Below are 19,838 nucleotides of genomic sequence, written 5' to 3'. Positions count from 1 at the left end.
CGCCTTTGGCCAAGGGCGCCAGGGCCCCGCACCATCCACACCACAGCCATATCGTACGCAGGGGAAACAGGAACATGCCTAATTCCATCGACGTGTCGAAGCCGCTCGCCGCCGGCCTTTCCCACGGTAGCCTCACCGTGGTCGGCACCGGTATCCGGTCCATTGCCCACATGACCCAGGAAGCGATCGGCCATATCCGGGAGGCTGACGCGGTTTTTTATGCGGTTCCCGATGGTGTGACGGCCAGCTTCATCCGTGAACTGAACCCTGCTGCCTATAACCTCTCCCTGCATTACGGGGAAAACAAGCGCCGCCTCGTCACTTATGTGCAGATGGCGGAGGTGGTTTTGCGCGAAGTTCGGCAGGGCAAGCGGGTTACGGCCGTCTTCTACGGCCATCCCGGTTTCTTTGTCTCCCCGGCCCGGCGGGCCCTGACCATTGCCCGCAAGGAAGGCCACCGGACGCAGATGCTGCCGGGCATCTCCTCCACCGATTATCTGTTTGCCGATCTGCGTATCGACCCTTCCGTCAATGGCTGCCAGATTCTGGAAGCCTCCGACATGCTGCTGCGGGGTCGGCAGGTTGTCACCTCCGGCCATGTTGTGCTTCTGCAGGTGGGCTCGGTGGGGGATGTCTCCTACACCTCCAAGGGCTTCAAGAATCACAAGCGCGGCATCTTGTTTGACCGGCTGATCGAGCTTTATGGCGAGGATCACCCGTCATATCTCTATGTCGGTGCCACCTTCCCCGGCACTGATAGCCAGATCACCCGTCGTCCCCTGAAGGCCTATCGTGATCCGGCGGTGCAGGCGACTGTTCACTCCTTCGCCAGCCTGTATCTGCCGCCGCTGGAAATCCTGCCCATCATCCCGGAAATGGCGGAAAAGCTGGGTATGACGCCGACACGCAGCAAGCGTGAAGGCGATTATGGCAGCTTTGAGCTGGAGGCGATTGCCCGCCTGGATCGGGAACCGGTTGGCGGTCAGGAACGCTCCACCGGCCGTGGCCTCTATCGCGTGCTGTCGCAACTGGCGCTCAATCCCGGTTCGGCAGACGCTTATCGGGAGAACCCCGCCCGGTTCGTCAGCATTTTCAGTGGTCTCAGCGACGTTGAGAAGGCGGCGCTGGTAAAGCGCAGTTTCTCCGCCCTTCACGGGGTCAGCCTGCAAGTGGAATATGCCCGCGATCTGGCCGCCGCTGAGTTGGCCCCCGCCGGCGTGGCGACAGCTCCCAAAGCCGTGGATGCCACGGAAGAGCATGATGCTTCCGAGGAGCATATCGCCACGGAAGAGCATGACGCTTCTGAGGAGCATATCGCCACGGAAGAGCATGATGCTTCCGAGGAGCATATCGCCACGGAAGAGCATGTCGCCACCGAGGAGCATGTCGCTACGGAAGAGCATGTCGCCACCGAGGAGCATGTCGCCACGGAAGAGCATGATGCTTCCGAGGAGCATATCGCCACGGAAGAGCATGTCGCCACCGAGGAGCATGTCGCTACGGAAGAGCATGTCGCCACCGAGGAGCATGTCGCCACGGAAGAGCATGATGCTTCTGAGGAGCATATCGCCACGGAAGAGCATGATGCTTCCGAGGAGCATATCGCCACGGAAGAGCATGACGCTTCCGAAGAGCATATCGCCACGGAAGAGCATGACGCTTCTGAGGAGCATATCGCCACGGAAGAGCATGATGCTTCTGAGGAGCATATCGCCACCGAGGAGCATGATGCTTCCGAGGAGCACGATGCAACCGAGGAACATGTTTCGGTCTGATAGGAAGCTGCTCGCCTCCCTCTTTTCTCTGCATTAAGATGGGATGCAAAGGTCTACCCGTAAAAACAACCGGGTAGACCAGGGCGGCATGGTGGTTGGTGGCGGGGTTCGGCATCGCATGACGTCAAATATTGTGATTGGGAGCCATGTGATGCCGGACTCCATTCCCGAATTTTACAAAGAATTCGTAGACATTTCTCAGTTGTCGGCTTTGAGGTCGCGTGCTGGCCGTGATGCGTCTGTGTGTCTGGAGGTGGCTACGCTGGCCTGGTATATGCGCCATGAGAAGAAGGCCGTTCTGGATGATATTCTGGAACTCTATGCATCATTGGCGGCCCGCTCCTTCCTTCTGCCTGCCGGCTGGACATATCGGATGACATTGATCGAGGCGGAAAGGGTCCGCCTCACCCAGGCCCCGGACGATTCGTGTGAACTCTATGAAGCCGCGCGGCGGGGCTTCGCGCAGATATCGGATTTTGTCGGGCTGGGCGATGTCTGCCTGTCTCTTGCCGACCTGCATTTGATGTGCGGTCGTATGGCGGAGGCGAGTGCGCAATCACAAGAAGCGCTGGATTTCTATCGCACGGCCGGCGACACCCGCCGTGAGGCCGTGGCGCTGGCGCGCATGGCCTATCAAAGCCAGTATGGCAGTGCTTCGGTGGCGCTGGAACAATGGGCCGGGGTGATCACCGATGGTTTTGGTGCCGACAACCCGGCTGCTGCCATGTATGCCAAAGGCTATCAAGGAGGCATCGCCTTCCAGTTTGGTCGTTTCCCGCAGGCGATCAAGGTATTGACGGAGGCGTTTGATCTGGCCCAGGCGCTGGGGGCCAACTGGCTTGCGGGGCAGTTCGCAATCAGCATCGGTTCCGCCTATGCCAATCTGTTTGATCTGCCCACGGCGATGGAATGGAAGGAAAAAGCCTATGGCATCGCCTCATCTGTGGGGTGGCCGTTGGCTTTGGGCATCAGCTTGGCTTCCATGGCGGAGACGACGACCAGCCTGAAGGATTTTGATCGCGCACGCAGGTATTTCGATCAGGCGACTGATTATCTGGAGCGGTTCCATAGCAGTCGGCGGCATGTGATCTTCTATAATGCCCATGGCAATCTGCTGTTACAGATCGGTCAGGCAGAACAGGCGCTCGCCCTGTTTGATCGGGCGCAACTGGTGGCCCGACAACTGCGTCAAGATGATATCCGGCTGTCCAGTCTGATCAGCAAGGCACTGGCCCTGCATCGGCTGAACAGGACGGCGGAGGCGCGGGAGCTGGCTTTTTCAACCTGCCGTGAAGCCGTTGATGCCGAGCGGCCTTATCTGGAAATCCGGGCTTTGCAGACGCTGGCTGAAATTCAGCGCGCCGATGCGGGTGCCTGTTTGGATCAATCGATCCGGACCTTGGAGCGGGCGGTGTCGGTGGGGGATCGCCTGGAAGGTTTCGTCGTCCAGTCTGACCTGTTGACCGAACTGGCCCGCGACTACGAAGCCATCGGCGATTATCAGAAGGCGCTGCATTACGAGCGCCGGGCGCGGGACAGCTGGCAGCGCAATTTTGACCAGCAGAATGGCGCCCGCATCCTGGCCATGCAGGTCCGGTTCGATACGGCGCGGGCCAAGGCGGATGCGGAGCATCACCGGGAATTGGCCCGATCGGAGGCAGCCCGCGCCACGGCCCTGGATGAGGCCAACCAGATTCTGGAGCGGTTGGGGCAGGTCGGGCAGGAAATCACCGCCAAACTGGATTATGAAGGTGTCTTCCAGACGATCTATGGCCACATCAAGGAACTGATGCCGGCGGATTTTCTCTCCATCGGGCTGGTGGATGAGGATCGGCAGATTGTCGATGTCCGCTATCGGGTGGAGGATGGCCAGCGGCTGGGCCCCCGTCAGGTGGCGCTTTCGGCCGACAGTCTGGTGGCGCTTTGTGCGCGGGAAAACCGGGAGGTGCTGTCGCGGAGCCAGGACGGCCGGCCGCCGACCCAGGTACCGGGCACCCGGGCGATGCATACGGTGCTGGTACGGCCCTTGACCATTGGTGACCGGGTGCTGGGCGTCATTTCGGTGCAGAGCGGCGAGAACGACGCCTATGGCCAGCGGGAACGGCGGATTTTCAGAACGCTTTGCGCCTACAGCGCCATCGCCCTGTCCAATGCGGAGACCTATGACCAGCTGGATCGCGCGGTCAGCGATCTGCGGGAGGCACTGCACCGGCTGGTGCAGCAGGAGAAGATGGCGGCGCTTGGTCAGCTGGTGGCCGGTGTGGCGCATGAGGTGAACACGCCGCTGGGCGTCACCCTGTCTGCAATATCGCTGTTGCATGACAATATCCACAGCTTGCAGGAATCGCTGAGTAGTGGCGGCCTCACCCGCTCCAACCTGACCGAACATCTGCAGACCGGACTGGAACTGTCATCACTGGCCCAGCGCAACGTCGTGCGCGCTTCTGACATGATCCGCAGCTTCAAGGAGGTGGCGGTCGATCGCGGCAGCGATGACCGCCGCGTCTTTGATCTGGGGGATTACTTACGTGAAATCGCCAATCTGATGAAGGCCAAGCTGACCGGCAGCGGCAGCCAGATCAGCCTGGATATCGACCTGATCCAGATGGACACCTATCCCGGCGCCCTGGCACAGACCATCACCAACCTGTTGGCCAATGTCGCCGATCATGCCTATGGCCCGGATCGCGCCGGCCCCATCCGGGTCCAGGCGCGCCAAACCGGCAATGACAAGGTGGAAATTACCGTGGCGGATGAAGGGGAAGGCATGGTGGCAGAGGTGCTGGCCCATGTCTTCGATCCGTTCTTCACCACCAACCGCGCCGCCGGTCATATGGGTTTGGGCCTGCATGTCGCCTATAATCAGGTGACCCAACGATTGGGCGGAAGCATTCATTTGCACAGCGAGCCGGGATGCGGAACGGTGGCGACCATCCGCATCCCGCGGGAACTGCAGATCTTTGGCCGCAGCCGCGCTATCCATGTGGCTGAAGCGTCTGTGGTTTCCATCACATCATTCCCGTGAGTTTTATCAGCGACGGGGTTTATGAATTATACCAAGCCGCCGAGGGTTTGACCCTTGGCGGCTTGGAGGCCGGCGACCGCCGGCCCGGCGCTCGTGCGCCGTGAAGCCAAGCTGCCGGACGGCAGCGCCCGGCGCGTGAGGGAACGCGAAATCTCCCTGGATCGGTCACGATCAAGGGAGATTGGTATTATTTGCTGTTTTTTTGGCTTGAGACATCTTTCTTGTATCGTCTATTTGGTATATAATGAGTACATACAATACACTTATATGTTGTTTTTAATTGGGTGTTTTTAGGGCAAAACCTATGGCTTGAGGTGGCAATGATCTCGTTGACTATGCAGCAGTTGAACGACATTCAAGCAGACCGTCACCGCGGTGCGCGTGCCATGATTCCCGTTATTATTGCTCCTCATCTTCCTGCTGAGTGGTGCGTCCCTGCCAAGCGTGAAGACTTGATGCGCCATGTTGTCGAGTGTGAAAGCCGTCTTGGTAGTTATGGAATAACTCATCCGCGCAGCGTTGCCATGATTGCGGTCGTGGCCGCGTGGGCTGGTCCGACATTTTGGAACGAGGAAATTGTAAACCGCACTCTCTCCAACCAGCATCTTTCGGAGGCGGAGCGTGTCCAACTCATTGAGTTTAACGCCATGCGGGAGCCGGCACCATGACGAATGGGGCTGCCCAAGCTGCTGCCGTGCGGTCTGCCAGATTGTCTGTTGATCAGGCATTTGGCCCCTCGATCGATACGATCATCGTCCCATGTGGTCTTAGTGTGCCAGAGCCTGACCACCTTGCCACCACAAGCGCGCGCTCCGAGATGTTTTCGAAATGCGCGAATCGCCAGCCAGAGTACAAGCTGACCGGTAAGGAGTTGTCAGCGGGCATAGGCACCAGTTTGGCCACCCGGCTTCATCCGGGAAAGCAGAGTTACGGAAATTGTGTGCTGCAGTCTGCTCAACAGCTTATCCGGTGGCAAAAGAATTTCCGGAATGAATTGGTAACAACAGTTGGGGATATATTTGGATTTACCGGACTCTCACAACAGGATATGGAAATTTTATCAAAATGCCCAACACCAACACGATACCGGCGTGATAATGGAACTCCTACTGGTGACCTTCAACAAATATTGTACAATGCTGGCATGGTGATCCACACTCACCCTCAGACGGCGGAGAACATTAGCAAGGCTGTTTCTGCTGGTTATCCGGTTCAAACATTTCATAATGTGCGTCAACTCTGGGCGGTGGAGCATGATGGTGGTCACGCCATTGTTACGCTTGGGGTTTTACGCGATCCTGATACTGAGGAGCCGACAGCCTATCTCGTCAACGATACAGGAACTGGGTGCGTAAAATATATTCCCGCCGGAGACTACGAGAGTTCATTAAACAAAAAACTGAATATGAACATTGTCGTCGGGACAAAAACTTGTATAGATCCCATCACGAAGAAGGTCGTTGATCCAGTCAAGTGCTGCCGCAATGCATATCCCAAGGGAATAGAGCAACCAGCAGAAACGGCTTCCATGTATGCGGATCTAAAATCCATGGAAGAAGAAATTAAAAAAATGAAAAAAATACAAGAAGAGTACTTAAAAACCTATAGAAACAATATATTTAGAAATGAAGATATTGATCAGAATTTACGTAAGAGTATTTATAACAATATTGTTGAGTTAAATGACAATATAAATTCCATTGCTTTGAATATGAATAAAATCAAAAAAGAAGCAGAGGAAATGGATAATAAATATTGGAGAAACAAAAATTTAAATTGCAATAGAAAAAAAACTTGTACGGATAGTTCTAATAAATGCCCGATATGTGGAGCGTGACAAATGTTGGTAAATGAAAAATTAATTCGTGAGTTTGTTGAGATGGTTGATAATCATCGTTGGTCTCTCGATGATATGCCATTAGAGGCTGTGCAGTCTCTTCCTATACCTGTTCCTGATCTTCAACACATGATGTTTTTATTCTTTCCAATTATAGGAAATATAGATTTACGAATGGTTTATTCTCCAATTTGGTGCGTGAAATTTGACATTGCTACTGGATGTATAGTCGAAAGTCGTAGGCCAGAGCGACGCGATTTCTCACCGTTGGTTTCCCTTGACCCCATTGGAACGCAGCTTGCGGAGTTCGCAAGTGAGCCGGCCCTGAGAGTAGCAGGCGAGAGCGACCAGCCGTCGATCATCAACGCTGGTATTGCACGATATCTGTCATCTGGCCTCCTTAGCAATACTCCAGCTCTTGAGGATGTCGCCTTCGCAAGGAGCTACCGCGCTGGAATTCTTCCTGGCTCGGAGCTGATGTACTATGGTGTATCGCCTGACTTCATTGATTGGGTCGAGCGACATGGCCGCTGAAGGCGGAGGCGCACTCAGGGGCAATCGTCCTTACCAGGATTGCCCCTGATTTTCAGCGTAGCGGCAACCGAATCTTTATCAGTTACAGCATCACCAGGCTGATGCAGCTGGTCAGGGCGGCGGCGATGGCCAGCATCACCAGCGCTTCGGCGCGGTCGGTGGGGGTGGGCAGCAACTGCATGAAGCTGGCGAACAGGCCGGGCTCTTCATCCGTGATGGCAGGCTTGACGGTCATGGGTTCCTCCTTGGCTGAGATTATTCTGCGACAGGTGGGAAGCGACCTGATGCCGGCCTGGGCTGTCGGGCCGGCGCGCCCCGGCAACCAGGGGCGCACACCATCACCATGCCCGCCGGCGGCTGCCAGTACGGGAAAGGGGATTGGTTTGAATAAGGAGAGAAAAACCGTAATCGTTTCAGATGATACGATTACATCAGAAGATGCCGGTTCTGGCAATATATACAAAGAGAGGGGGTGCGGCGGCTGGACGCACGGCCATTCCCCCTGTCCGGCGTCGGTTCCGGTTCTGCCGGCCGCCGACGGGGCCGCCCCAGACGGGCGGGCTTGACAGGTTGCGCCAATGGCGCGGCAATCACAGCATCAGGTTCAGCAGCAGGGTCAAGGTGGCGGCGGTGCCCAGCAGGGCGACCATTTCCACCAGCTCGCCCAGCGTCGGGGCGACATGGTGCAGGCTGTCAAACAGGCCGGGTTCTTCGTGATTGATCGTCTGGTCGGTCATGATTCTGGTTCCTTCTGGGAAGGGTGGGGGCTGTCGGCGAAGGGGGGGATCAGAGCAGGAAGTTGATGCCGAAGGTCACCAGGGCGGCGGTGCTCAGCAAGGCGACGGCTTCCACCAGATCCAGGCTGGTGGGCAGGGAGGCCAGCAGGCCGGCCAGCAGGCCTTCATCGGCATCATGGGCGATCGTGGCGGCGGTTTCGGTCAGGTTGGTCATTGTCGGCTCCATCGGGTTTGTTTCGATGAACCTATTACAGCAAAGACCGTGCCAAGCGCTTTTCGGCATATTACGGAAAATATACGCCAGAGAAAATTAGGAGATATTTTATTTTGTCGCCCTATTGCCACTTTATCGCCACAACAGCCAATCTGGCCCCGTCAATAACCGCCCTCATAGCGCAGCAGCAGTCGGTCCATGCTGCCGTCGGAGCGCATCTCACGGATGGCCTGGCTGAAGGATTCGATCATGGGAGCGCTGCAATCGCGTGAACAGGCCAGATAGACATCGTCACTCTGGATCGGCCGGCCCAGCAGCAGCGGTTCCGGCCGTTTGGCCTGTTGCCAGCGCCAGATGGTTTCGGGGGAACTGTTCAGCCAGGCCTGGGCCCGACCGCTGACCAGCAGGTCGATTTCCCGCTCACCGACCTTGGCCGACAGAATCAGCTCGGGCGGATAGCCGGCGCTGTGCAGCAATTGTTCCTGTGCCGTGCCCGCCCCCACCAGAATGGTTCGCTTTTCCGCCTGGGCCTGGGCCAGGCTGTCCACCGGCTTGTCCAGGCTGGCCAGGGTGCGTTCCACCCTGTAGAGCAGGGCGATCCAGCGATAACGATCTTCCCGCTCCGGTGTGCGGGCCAGCGGCGTGATCAGCAGGTCGCGGCCATTGGCCACCTGTTCCTGTGCCCGCCGCCAGGGGATGAATTCGAATTGCGGGGTGATCCCGGCGCGTCGCGCGGCCTCCCGCGTCATTTCCAGCGTTATTCCCGGCCGGTCCGGGTTGCTGCTGGAAAGCGGCATGGCCTCCACACTCATCACGGTGACGCTGCTGGGTACGGTTGCCGCCGGTGCCAGCGGCCAAAAAATCAGGGGAACCAGCAGGCCTGCGGCCAGCCGGCACCAAGCTTTAGCAAAGGACGTCTGTAAGCAATCGATAAGCATTTGGTATAAGGTGCGCTCAATACGTCATCCCGTCAAACAGCCGTCACTGCACTTTTGTATAGAGCCTTCCCCTTGTCGGCTCTACCCAACCGTGCTCCGCTTTGCCCCTTCCGTAATCGGCCGAATGCCCCCATCTATAAGGTAACTTCCTTTGTGAAAGGCCCGTTGCCTCCCATGCTATTCCGCCGCATCGCCAAGTTTGCCGGGGCCGATCTGCCGCCCATCGTTGCCGCCATCCGCCTGTCGGGCGTTATCGCTGCCTCTTCCGTGGCGCGGCGCGGCCTGTCGTTGGAGGCGCTGGCCGAGCCGATTGAGCGGGCCTTTGCCCTGCCGGATGTTTCTGCCGTGGCACTGATCATCAATTCGCCCGGCGGGTCGCCGGTGCAATCGGCCCTGATCGCCGGGCGAATCCGCCAATTGTCGGCGGAAAAATCCGTGCCCGTGCTGGCCTTTGTGGAGGATGTGGCCGCATCCGGCGGTTATTGGCTGGCCTGCGCGGCGGATGAGATTGTGGCCGACCCCGCCTCCATTGTCGGGTCCATCGGCGTTATCTCCGCCGGGTTCGGCTTTCAGCAGGCCATTGCCAGGCTGGGGGTGGAACGGCGGGTCTATACGTCTGGCACCTCCAAATCCATGCTGGACCCGTTCCAGCCAGAAAAGCCGGAAGATGTGGCCCATCTGAAGGGCTTGCAGGAAGAGGTGCATGACGGGTTCCGCCAATGGGTGCGCGCCCGCCGTGGCGCGCGGCTGGCGGGGCAGGATGAAGCATCTCTGTTCAGCGGCGCCTTCTGGTCGGGTGCCCGCGCCAAGGAACTGGGGCTGGTGGACCGGCTGGGCGATATGCGCTCCACCCTGCGCGAACGGTTCGGGGAAAAGGTGCGCATCCAGGTGGTCAACCCCACGCGTCGGGCAGGGCTGGGCCGTTTCATCGGGCTGGACAGCCGGGTGCTCTCGGCCGATCTGGCCGACGGGCTGATCGATGCGGCCGAACAGCGTTCCATCTATGCCCGCTTCGGGCTTTGAGACCTGTCTGGGAATTTCCAAATTTATCAATACCTTAACCGTCATTCCCGCGCAGGCGGGAATCCATACGACAGCGCGGATTTTGGATTCCCGCCTGCGCGGGAATGACGGTGGAAAAAAGGGCAATGCTTCGAGAAACACGATAAGTTCTCGCACAGACCGTCAAACATGTTTGTGGTGGGGCGATTTGGCGCTTGCGTGCCGCCCCCGCCTCGCGTCAATCCTGGGCCACCATGCTGTCGATTTCCAAGCTCATCACCCTGATCGGCATTCTTGCCATTGTCTGGTTCGGCTTCCGCCTGGTGGGCAAGCTGCAACGCCAGCGGCAGGAGGCCCTGCGCCGCAACAATGGCAACCGGCCGCCCCAGCCGCCGCCGCGCACCGGCAAGGGCAGGGAACCGGTGATGGAGACCGAGGATATGGTGAAATGCCCTGGCTGCGGCGTCTATATCCCCGCCAATGCCCGCAAATGCGGCACCCCTGGCTGTCCCCAGGCTTGACGGGGCAGGGCAGGGCCGTCGGCTCGCACGCGCAACAAAATGCTGCTGAGCCCTGCATTCCCCGCACAGATAATAACCGGCGGCCCGCCTTGATTTGGCCGGGACGGCCGACTAAGGTGGCGCACCGCAACGTAAGTGTAGAAATCCAGGAACTATGGCGGCCAACGCATCGGGCAAGAAGCCCCTCTCCTTCCAGGGTGTCATTCTGACCTTGCAGAATTTTTGGGCAGCGCAAGGCTGCACCATTCTGCAGCCCTATGACATGGAAGTGGGGGCGGGAACGTTCCACCCGGCCACCACGCTGCGCGCGCTGGGGCCGGATGCCTGGAACGCCGCCTATGTGCAGCCGTCCCGCCGTCCCAAGGATGGGCGCTATGGCGAAAACCCCAACCGGCTGCAGCATTATTACCAGTTCCAGGTGATCATGAAGCCGTCGCCGGCCAATATCCAGGATCTGTACCTGCAGTCCCTGGTGGCGCTGGGCGTCGACCCGGAACTGCACGATATCCGTTTCGTGGAAGATGACTGGGAAAGCCCGACCCTGGGCGCCTGGGGCCTGGGCTGGGAGGTCTGGTGCGACGGGATGGAGGTGACGCAGTTCACCTATTTCCAACAGGTTGGCGGCATTGAATGCGCCCCCATCGCCTCGGAACTGACCTATGGCCTGGAACGTCTGGCCATGTATATCCAGGGCGTGGAAAACGTCTATGACCTGCAGTTCAACGACCCGGTGGGCGACGTGCCGGCGGTGAAATATGGCGAGGTGTTCCACCGCGCCGAGCAGGAATATTCCGCCCATAATTTCGAATTCGCCGATACCGACATGCTGTTGCAGCATTTCCAGAACGCGGAGAAGGAATGCGCCCGGCTGCTGTCGCATAATCTGGCGCTGCCCGCCTATGACCAGTGCATCAAGGCCAGCCACCTGTTCAATCTGCTGGATGCGCGCGGCGTCATTTCGGTGGTGGAACGACAGAGCTACATCCTGCGTGTGCGCGAGCTGGCAAAGGCTTGCTGCAATGCTTGGATTGCCGATGGCTATCGTAAGGGCAAGGCCGCCTGAGGGGCCTTGTTCCGCGACCGTAACGAATTTTCACCAGACGTTTTTGAACTGAAGAAATCATGGCCGAACTGCTGATCGAACTGTTCATGGAAGAAATCCCGGCCCGGATGCAAGTGCGGGCGGCGGATGACTTCAAGCGTCTGGTGACGGACAAGCTGGCCGCTGCCGGCATTGCCTTTACCACGGCAGCGGCCCATTCCACCCCGCGCCGCCTGACCCTGGTGGTCGCTGGTGTGCCCACGGCCCAGGCCGATGTGCGGGAGGAAAAGAAGGGCCCGCGCGTCGGTTCGCCCGAACAGGCCCTGGCCGGCTTCCTGAAATCCGCCGGCCTGGCCAGCATCGATCAGGCCGAACAGCGCGACACCGGCAAGGGTGTGTTCTATTTCGCGGTGATCGAAAAGAAGGGGGGCGCCACGGTCGCAGTCCTGCCCGCTATCATCGATGCCGCCATCCGCGAACTGCCCTGGCCGAAATCGATGCGCTGGGGTGCCAATGAATTCCGCTGGGTCCGCCCGCTGCATTCCATCATCGCTTTGTTCGATGGGGCCGTGGTGCCGGGTGCGCTGGATCTGGGCGGCAAGAGCATTGCCTATGGCAACGCCACCCAGGGCCACCGTTTCCTGTCGCCGGGTGAATTCAACGTCACCGGTTTCGCCGACTATCAGGCCAAGCTGGCCGCCGCCCATGTGGTGCTGGACCGGGAGGAGCGCAAGCGCCTGATCCTGGACGGCGCGCAGAAGGCGGCCGTCGCGGAGGGTTTCCGCCTGAAGGATGATCCGGGCCTGCTGGAAGAGGTGGCGGGGCTGGTGGAATATCCGGTGGTGCTGACCGGTGCCATCGACAACAAGTTCATGGACGTGCCGGCGGAGGTGCTGACCACCTCCATGCGCACGCACCAGCGTTATTTCGCCCTCGAAACGGCTGACGGCAAGCTGGCCCCGCGCTTTGTGGTGGTCGCCAACCGCACCACCGCCGATGGCGGCAAGGCCGTGGTGGCCGGGAACGAGCGCGTGCTGCGCGCCCGCCTGTCGGATGCGAAATTCTTCTGGGATCAGGATTTGAAGGTGAAGCTGGAGGACCGGTTGCCGGGCCTGAAGGACATCACCTTCCATGCCAAGCTCGGCACGCTGCACCAGCGGGTGGAGCGGATTGAGGCGCTGTCCAAGTCCATTGCCCAAGCGCTGGGTTACAGCGCCTCGGAGATCGAACAGGCCGAAATCGCCGCTTGGCTGTCCAAGGCCGATCTGACCACCGGTGTGGTGGGTGAGTTCCCGGAAGTCCAGGGCATCATGGGCCGCTATGTGGCCTATCATGAAGGCCTGCCCGCCCCGGTGGCCGAGGCCATTGCCGACCATTACAAGCCGCTGGGGCCGTCCGACCGCGTGCCGACCGACAAGGTGTCGGTGGCCGTGGCGTTGGCCGAAAAGCTCGACACGCTGGTTGCTTTCTATGCGATTAACGAGAAGCCTACCGGTTCCCGCGATCCGTTTGCCCTGCGTCGGGCCGCGCTGGGTGTGATCCGGTTGATCGTGGAGAATGGGCTGCGATTACGGTTGAGGGAAGTTCTGAAAAACGCATATTTACCGCTGGCTACGTATCTTGAATCTAATTCGACGGAGTCGTTTGACTATATTGGTTACCTAGTTCAACGCCATCTTTCGGATGAACAAAGGCAAGACGAAAATATTGAAGCAAGGTGGGAGCACTGTTGGCGCGTTGATGCATATTCAGCGGAAGGCGATGATCTCACTAAAGATATCAATGGTTTTTTTGCTGACCGCCTGAAGGTCTCCCTGAAGGAAAAGGGCGTTCGTCACGACCTGATTGACGCTGTGCTGGCCTTGGGTGGCGAAGACGATCTCGTCCGCCTGCTGGCCCGTGTCGATGCGCTGGCCGGCTTTGTCGCCACCGATGACGGGGCCAACCTGCTGGCCGCCTATAAGCGCGCCAGCAACATCCTGCGGATTGAGGAAAAGAAGGACGGCATCGCCTATGATGCCGCCGTGGATGCCAGCCTGCTGGCGCAGGAAGAGGAAAAGGCCCTGGCCGATGCGCTGGTTGCCGCCCATACCCAGGCCGCCCCGCTGATCGAAGCAGAAGATTTCACCGGGGCCATGGCCGCCTTTGCCGCCGTCCGCGCCCCGGTTGATGCCTTCTTCGAGAAGGTGACGGTGAATGCCGACGACAAGGCCTTGCGCGCCAACCGCCTGCGGCTGTTGAGCCAGATCCGTGGTACGCTCGGCCTGATCGCCGACCTGTCCAAGATCGAGGGCTGACCCGCCATGCTCCCTTCCCGCCGCTCCCCCCGCCGTCCGTTGCGGGCGGGGCGCGGCGGGGGAGCTAGTGGAATTACGCTATTCGTGCCGCACTGCGGTAAAAAGGTAGTGGGGTTGGCAGCGTTACAGAATGCTGCCTTGGGTGAATGGCGTGTTCCCCCACCCCCCTTTCTCACCTCCATCTCCCCCCACACTACCGTCACCCCGGCGAAGGCCGGGGTCCAGTTTCGTAGAGCACAGCGCTTGTGGCCCCTGGACCCCGGCCTTCGCCGGGGTGACGGTTTGAACTTGGGGTGGCGGCTTTGCCCCATCTCCGGCCGCCCTTTCGGGCGCCCCCCTCTTCACGCCCCCGCCCCCAACGCGGGCAGGCACCCCCATGCCGGCAGCAAAAAGCCGGATTTCCCCTGTGCAACATCCCCCCCAAATCCGTTGCACAATGTTGCGTAGCGTCCAACACCCCCAGTCCTACATCCCAACCATTGAACAATCGACGGGACCAAGACCATGACGAAGTGGGTCTACAGCTTCGGTGAAGGCAAGGCCGAGGGCCGCGCGGAGATGAAGAATCTTCTCGGCGGCAAGGGCGCCAATCTGGCGGAGATGAGCAATCTCGGCCTGCCCGTACCTCCCGGCTTTACGATCACGACGGAGGTCTGCACCTATTTCTACGCCAATGGCCGCCAATATCCGCCGGAACTGGCCGCGTCCGTTGCCGGTGCGCTGGCTGCGGTGGAAACCATTGTCGGGGCCACCTTCGGCGATGCCGAAAACCCGCTGCTGGTGTCCGTGCGCTCCGGTGCCCGCGCGTCGATGCCGGGCATGATGGATACGGTGCTGAACCTGGGCCTGAATGACATCACGGTGGCGGGCCTGGCCCGGCGTTCCGGCGATGCCCGCTTCGCCTATGACAGCTATCGCCGTTTCATCCAGATGTTCGGCAATGTCGTGCTGGATGTGGATCACCACCACTTTGAAGAAGTGCTGGAAGACCATAAGCGCGATGCCGGCCTGAACCTGGATACCGAACTGACGGCGGAAGACTGGCAGCAGGTCATCACCGGTTATAAGCGCGTGGTTGAGGAAGAACTGGGCAAGCCCTTCCCGCAAGACCCGCAGGAACAGCTTTGGGGTGCCATCGGCGCCGTGTTCGGTTCCTGGATGAATGCCCGCGCCATCACCTATCGCAAGCTGCACGACATTCCGGCCGAATGGGGCACGGCGGTGAATGTACAGGCCATGGTGTTCGGCAATATGGGCGAGGATTGCGCCACCGGCGTGGCCTTCACCCGCAACCCGTCCACGGGCGAGAATGCCTTCTATGGCGAATATCTCATCAACGCCCAGGGCGAAGATGTGGTGGCCGGCATCCGCACGCCGCAGCACCTGACCATTGCCGGCAAGCTGGCCAATGGCTCCACCCTGCCGGCGATGGAAGAAAGTATGCCGGAAGTGTTCCAGCAGTTGAACGCGGTGCGTTTGAAGCTGGAGCGGCATTACCGTGACATGCAGGATATCGAATTCACGGTGCAGCAATCCAAGCTCTATATGCTGCAAACCCGTTCCGGCAAGCGCACGGCCCCGGCGGCGCTGAAGATCGCCGTGGACATGGTGCGCGAAGGGCTGGTCAGCCAGAAGGAAGGCATCCTGCGGATTGAGCCGAAGTCGCTCGACCAGTTGCTGCACCCGACGCTGGACCCCAAGGCCGTCAAGAAGATCATCGCCAAGGGCCTGCCGGCCAGCCCTGGTGCTGCATCCGGCAAGGTGGTCTTTACCGCTGAGGAAGCGGAAAAGCAGGCGGGCCTGGGTGAAAGCGTCATCCTCTGCCGCGTGGAAACCAGCCCGGAAGATATTCACGGGATGCACGCGGCCAAGGGCATTCTCACCACCCGTGGCGGCATGACCAGCCATGCCGCCGTGGTGGCGCGCGGCATGGGCCGGTCCTGCGTGGCCGGTGCCGGTGAACTGCGCGTTGATTACAAGCGCGGCATCATGCTGGTGCGCGATGTGGAGGTGAAGGCCGGCGACATCATCACCATCGACGGGTCAACCGGTGAGGTGATGCTGGGCGAGGTGCCGACCATTCAGCCTGAACTGTCCGGCGATTTCGCTGAACTGATGGGCTGGGCCGATGCGCATCGCCGCATGAAGGTGCGCACCAATGCGGAAACCCCGCTGGATGCCCGCACCGCCCGCAAGTTCGGCGCCGAAGGCATCGGCCTGTGCCGGACCGAGCATATGTTCTTCGATACCGACCGCATCATCGCCGTGCGCGAAATGATCCTGGCCGACAGCGAGGCGGGCCGCCGCGCTGCCTTGGCCAAGATCGCCCCGATGCAGCGCCAGGATTTCGTTGAACTGTTCAAGATCATGAAGGGCCTGCCCGTCACGATCCGCCTGCTGGACCCGCCGCTGCACGAATTCCTGCCCAACAGCGAGGCCGAAATGGCCGAGGTGGCCAAGGCCGCCGGCACCGACATTCAGAAGGTACAGCACCGGGCGCTTCAGTTGCATGAAGCCAACCCGATGCTGGGCCATCGCGGCTGCCGTCTCGGCATCTCCTTCCCGGAGATTTACGAGATGCAGGCCCGTTCGATCTTTGAAGCGGCGGTGGCCGTGTTCAAGGAAACGGGTGAGACGGTGATCCCGGAAATCATGATCCCGCTGGTCGGCACCAAGAAGGAACTGGACATCCTGAAGGGGGTGATTGATCGCGTGGCCGGTGAGGTGATCGCCGCATCCAGCCACAAGATCGATTATCTGGTCGGCACCATGATCGAACTGCCGCGCGCAGCCTTGCAGGCGGGCAAGATCGCGGAAACGGCTCAGTTCTTCAGCTTTGGCACCAACGACCTGACCCAGACGACGTTCGGCATCAGCCGTGACGATGCCGGGGCCTTCCTGCCGGATTACCAGCGCGCCGGCATTCTGGAACACGACCCGTTCGTGACCCTGGATACCGAAGGCGTGGGTGAGTTGGTGCAGATCGCCGCCGAACGTGGTCGCAAGACGCGCGGCGACATCAAGCTCGGCATCTGTGGCGAGCATGGTGGCGACCCGTCGTCGATTTATTTCTGTGAAAAGGTGGGGCTGGATTACGTCTCCTGCTCCCCCTACCGGGTGCCGATTGCCCGTCTGGCGGCAGCGCAAGCCGCCATCGAAGGCGAAAAGCGCGCCAGCGAAGCCTAATACCAACGGTCATAATTCATGACCGTTGGTACGGCGGCGACTGCCGCCGCGCCGCTCGTGCGGTGTAGCCAAGTCAGCGGATGCTGATGCTGGCGATTGAGGGGCAGGAAAGATTGACCATCGGTCAAGATTTCATGCCGCTAGTATAAAAAGCCAGAAGGCCGCCCCCCGGAAAGGGGGGCGGCCTTCACGTCTATCCCATCGGGAATCGAGAGCGCGCTGGCCCTCTATTTCGAACGGCTTCGATCGCGGTTGAGCCTTGACCCGCAAAACCGGGGCGATTGCGCCGCCCAGGCTGATGCTCCGCTGCTGAAGGCTAAGCCAATGGCGGGGGCGGTTCTGGGGTGCGGCGGTCAGGCCCGCTGAACCTTGGCCAGGAAATCCTCCATGGCGCTGCGCAGGCTGCCCTGCTCGCGCACCACCTCGCCCACCGCCTCGCTGACCGCGCCGGCGGTTGCTCCCGTCTGCTGGCTGGATTGGGCCAGCTCGGCGATGGTGCTGGTGACCTCGGCCGTGCCCTGCGCCACCTGCTGCACGCTGCTGGAAATTTCCTGCGTGGCGGCGCCCTGTTCCTCCACGGCCGCCGCAATGGCAGAGGTGCCCTCGCTGATCTGCTGGATCATATTGGTGATGGTTTGGATGGCCTTAACGGCTGCTACCGTGGTGCCCTGAATATTCTGCACCTGCACGGTGATATCGTCGGTGGCCCGTGCCGTCTGGGTTGCCAGGCTCTTCACCTCGGAGGCGACGACGGCGAAGCCCTTGCCGGCCTCCCCGGCGCGGGCGGCTTCGATGGTGGCATTCAGGGCCAGCAGGTTGGTTTGGGCTGCGATCTCGCTGATCAGCCCCACCACATCGCCAATGCGTTGGGCTGCATCATTTAACGCCTCTACGGTGCTATTGGTGGTGGCAGCCTGATCGGTGGCCAGCTGCGCCATGTCGGCGCTGGCCGTTACCCGATGGGAGATTTCGGCGATGGAGGCTGACAGCTCCTCCGTTGCGGCAGCGACGGTCTGCACGTTCTGGGAGGTCTCCTCCGCCGCGTTGGAGACCATGGTCGCCTGTTGGCTGGTTTCGCTGGCGATCTGCCGCATCGTCCCGGAGGTCTGGTCCAGGGCATGGGTGGCGCTGCCGATATTGCTCAAGGCCTGCTGGGCCGCCTGATCGAAAGCCTGGCAATAGTCGCGCAGCAGGCGGGCGCGCTCCAATTCGGCGGCCTGCCTTGCCACGGCCTCCTGTTGCAGGCGCTGGGCTTCGCCGGCGCTTTGGCGCAGCGACTCCAGCGCCTTGGCCACGCCACCCAGCTCGTCCGGATAGGCTGCCGGCGGTACAGGGACTGAATAATCCTGGCGGGAGAGATGGCCGATCGCTTCCCGCAACATGCTGGTCGGGCCGGTCACCCGGCGGCGGATGGCCAGGATGCCGAAGATGGACAGGGCAATGGCCCCGATCAGCCCCATCCAGGTGGGCACCAGCATCATCAAAGCGGCGCTACGCTCCCGCTCCGCCTGCTCCACCGCCAGATCCAGCGCGCCGTAGGCGATGGCCAGGATACTGTCGAAAGGCTGGTTGCAGGTGGCGGTATAAGTAGCCGGCTCCATCGCGGCCTTGCCGCTGCCATCCAGCTTGCCCACCAGCTCATTGATGGCCCTTTGCGCCTTGTCGACATTGCCGGCGGCTAGGGTGATGGCATCGCGCAGAGCGGGGCTGGTACCAGGGCGTCGGGCGATTTCCCCCAGCATGGCCAGATCGACGCTGTAGGCGCCGTTACGGCTGTGCCAGCGCTGGGCGATGTCCGCTGTCAGGGGTTTGCTCTCAGTGATGAAGGGGCGCAACAGGGAGCATTGCGCGCCCATATTGTCGCGCAGGCGCCACGCGGCCTCGCGCGTCACCATCAGTTCCCCGATCTGGGCGTCCAGCTGACGGATATTCTGCGCGGTGGTGGTGGCGGCCCCTTCCAGGGCATCGGCGGCACCCAGCACGGCCTGACGCCAGCCATCGGTGGCGGCCAGCTTGCGATCCGCGCGGGGGTGGGCGATCTGGCTGGCGACGCTGCTCCATTCCGCCGCCATCCGTTTCTGGGTCTCCTCAACCTTACCCTGAACGGCCGCCTTGTTGGCGATATCGGCATCAGCCAGCAGGCGCACCGCTTCCTGATAGGCAGAGCGCGCTGCCGTGCGCGCCTCTTCCACGGTTTTGCCGGGATCATCCTGGGAGACAATCGCGGTCTGTATCCGGGCAATCTGGGCCCGTGTTTTCACCACCGCGTCGAACAGGGCCCGGTTTGACAAGGTATCCGCCACAATGGCATGGGCGCCATTGAACTGCTTCAGAGAAGAAATCGACAGGGTCACCACGGCGGCCAGCAGACCGCACAGCATGACGATCTGAATCCCCATCAGCAATCGTGACACCGATGTCTTGAACATGGTCTGTCGATCCCTTCTCCGGTGGGCATTATTGGCCTCTCCGCGCCACGCGACGGCATCCCACCACATACATCTTAAGTGGCTGTTCTCTCCAGACAATACGCGGGCCAATAGCCATAGGGTTATGGTAACCAAATGGTTATGACAAGACGATGCAAATAGGGGGCGCCCGTCGCCCTGCGCTTGGCGGTCATGCTGACGATGGCGCTTGGCTTCCGCGCCCATCCGCGCTAAATAGGCCGCCACCGGGGAGTCGGGGTGCTGAGCACCCGTCGGCTTGCCCGGTTTTTTTCGTGCGGGT

15 protein-coding genes are annotated in these 19,838 nt (G+C 60.5%); 10 read left to right on the top strand and 5 right to left on the bottom strand.

The window, feature by feature from the left end:
- Positions 1-74 precede the first annotated feature (74 nt).
- The 5 genes from GE253_RS00960 to GE253_RS00940 all read left to right on the top strand — a co-directional run bounded on the left by GE253_RS00960 (position 75) and on the right by GE253_RS00940 (position 7,171).
- Entirely contained in the window at positions 75-1,775 is a 1,701-nt protein-coding gene (locus GE253_RS00960) for an SAM-dependent methyltransferase (RefSeq protein ID WP_153202273.1), read from the top strand.
- Positions 1,776-2,028: 253 nt separating this feature from the next.
- Positions 2,029-4,800 carry an ATP-binding protein gene (locus GE253_RS00955; RefSeq protein ID WP_173012429.1) on the top strand — a complete coding sequence of 924 codons (2,772 nt, stop codon included), beginning with the start codon at positions 2,029-2,031 and terminating at the stop codon, positions 4,798-4,800.
- Between the two features lie 320 nt (positions 4,801-5,120).
- A complete protein-coding gene (locus GE253_RS00950; protein WP_153202271.1) occupies positions 5,121-5,468 on the top strand; it encodes a hypothetical protein in 348 nt (115 codons plus the stop codon).
- A complete protein-coding gene (locus GE253_RS00945; RefSeq protein WP_153202270.1) occupies positions 5,465-6,637 on the top strand; it encodes a hypothetical protein in 1,173 nt (390 codons plus the stop codon). The genes GE253_RS00950 and GE253_RS00945 overlap by 4 nt, the downstream gene beginning before the upstream one ends.
- 3 nt (positions 6,638-6,640) lie before the next feature.
- Positions 6,641-7,171 carry a hypothetical protein gene (locus tag GE253_RS00940; protein WP_153202269.1) on the top strand — a complete coding sequence of 177 codons (531 nt, stop codon included), beginning with the start codon at positions 6,641-6,643 and terminating at the stop codon, positions 7,169-7,171.
- Positions 7,172-7,253: 82 nt separating this feature from the next.
- On the opposite strand, the gene GE253_RS00935 is transcribed toward GE253_RS00940, so the two are convergent.
- The 4 genes from GE253_RS00935 to GE253_RS00920 form a co-directional block, all read right to left on the bottom strand.
- Positions 7,254-7,406 carry a hypothetical protein gene (locus tag GE253_RS00935; RefSeq protein ID WP_153202268.1) on the bottom strand — a complete coding sequence of 51 codons (153 nt, stop codon included), beginning with the start codon at positions 7,404-7,406 and terminating at the stop codon, positions 7,254-7,256.
- Positions 7,407-7,761: 355 nt separating this feature from the next.
- Positions 7,762-7,908, bottom strand: coding sequence for a hypothetical protein (locus GE253_RS00930; protein WP_153202267.1), 147 nt, complete (start codon positions 7,906-7,908; stop codon positions 7,762-7,764).
- A gap of 49 nt (positions 7,909-7,957) precedes the next feature.
- A complete protein-coding gene (locus GE253_RS00925) occupies positions 7,958-8,122 on the bottom strand; it encodes a hypothetical protein (RefSeq protein ID WP_153202266.1) in 165 nt (54 codons plus the stop codon).
- 161 nt (positions 8,123-8,283) lie between these two features.
- Complete coding sequence (locus GE253_RS00920) at positions 8,284-8,934, bottom strand: transporter substrate-binding domain-containing protein (RefSeq protein ID WP_173012428.1); 651 nt, start codon at positions 8,932-8,934, stop codon at positions 8,284-8,286.
- 300 nt (positions 8,935-9,234) lie between these two features.
- Between GE253_RS00920 and GE253_RS00915 the strand changes: the two genes are divergently transcribed.
- The 5 genes from GE253_RS00915 (at position 9,235) to ppdK (ending at position 17,108) form a co-directional block, all read left to right on the top strand.
- Positions 9,235-10,083, top strand: coding sequence for a S49 family peptidase (locus tag GE253_RS00915; RefSeq protein WP_153202264.1), 849 nt, complete (start codon positions 9,235-9,237; stop codon positions 10,081-10,083).
- A 194-nt stretch (positions 10,084-10,277) separates the two neighbouring features.
- Positions 10,278-10,583, top strand: a complete 306-nt coding sequence (locus GE253_RS00910; protein ID WP_153202263.1) for a hypothetical protein — start codon at positions 10,278-10,280, stop codon at positions 10,581-10,583.
- A gap of 154 nt (positions 10,584-10,737) precedes the next feature.
- Complete coding sequence (locus tag GE253_RS00905; RefSeq protein WP_153202262.1) at positions 10,738-11,646, top strand: glycine--tRNA ligase subunit alpha; 909 nt, start codon at positions 10,738-10,740, stop codon at positions 11,644-11,646.
- 59 nt (positions 11,647-11,705) lie between these two features.
- Entirely contained in the window at positions 11,706-13,922 is a 2,217-nt protein-coding gene (glyS, locus tag GE253_RS00900; protein WP_153202261.1) for a glycine--tRNA ligase subunit beta, read from the top strand.
- A 504-nt stretch (positions 13,923-14,426) separates the two neighbouring features.
- Entirely contained in the window at positions 14,427-17,108 is a 2,682-nt protein-coding gene (gene ppdK / locus GE253_RS00895) for a pyruvate, phosphate dikinase (RefSeq protein WP_153202260.1), read from the top strand.
- Between the two features lie 353 nt (positions 17,109-17,461).
- On the opposite strand, the gene GE253_RS00890 is transcribed toward ppdK, so the two are convergent.
- Positions 17,462-19,537, bottom strand: a complete 2,076-nt coding sequence (locus GE253_RS00890) for a methyl-accepting chemotaxis protein (protein ID WP_173012427.1) — start codon at positions 19,535-19,537, stop codon at positions 17,462-17,464.
- Positions 19,538-19,838: the final 301 nt, after the last annotated feature.

The sequence above is a fragment of the Niveispirillum sp. SYP-B3756 genome (assembly GCF_009495745.1).
GTDB lineage: Bacteria > Pseudomonadota > Alphaproteobacteria > Azospirillales > Azospirillaceae > Niveispirillum.
Note: the sequence above shows the minus strand (reverse complement) of the source record. Positions and strands in the feature narration are given on the sequence as shown.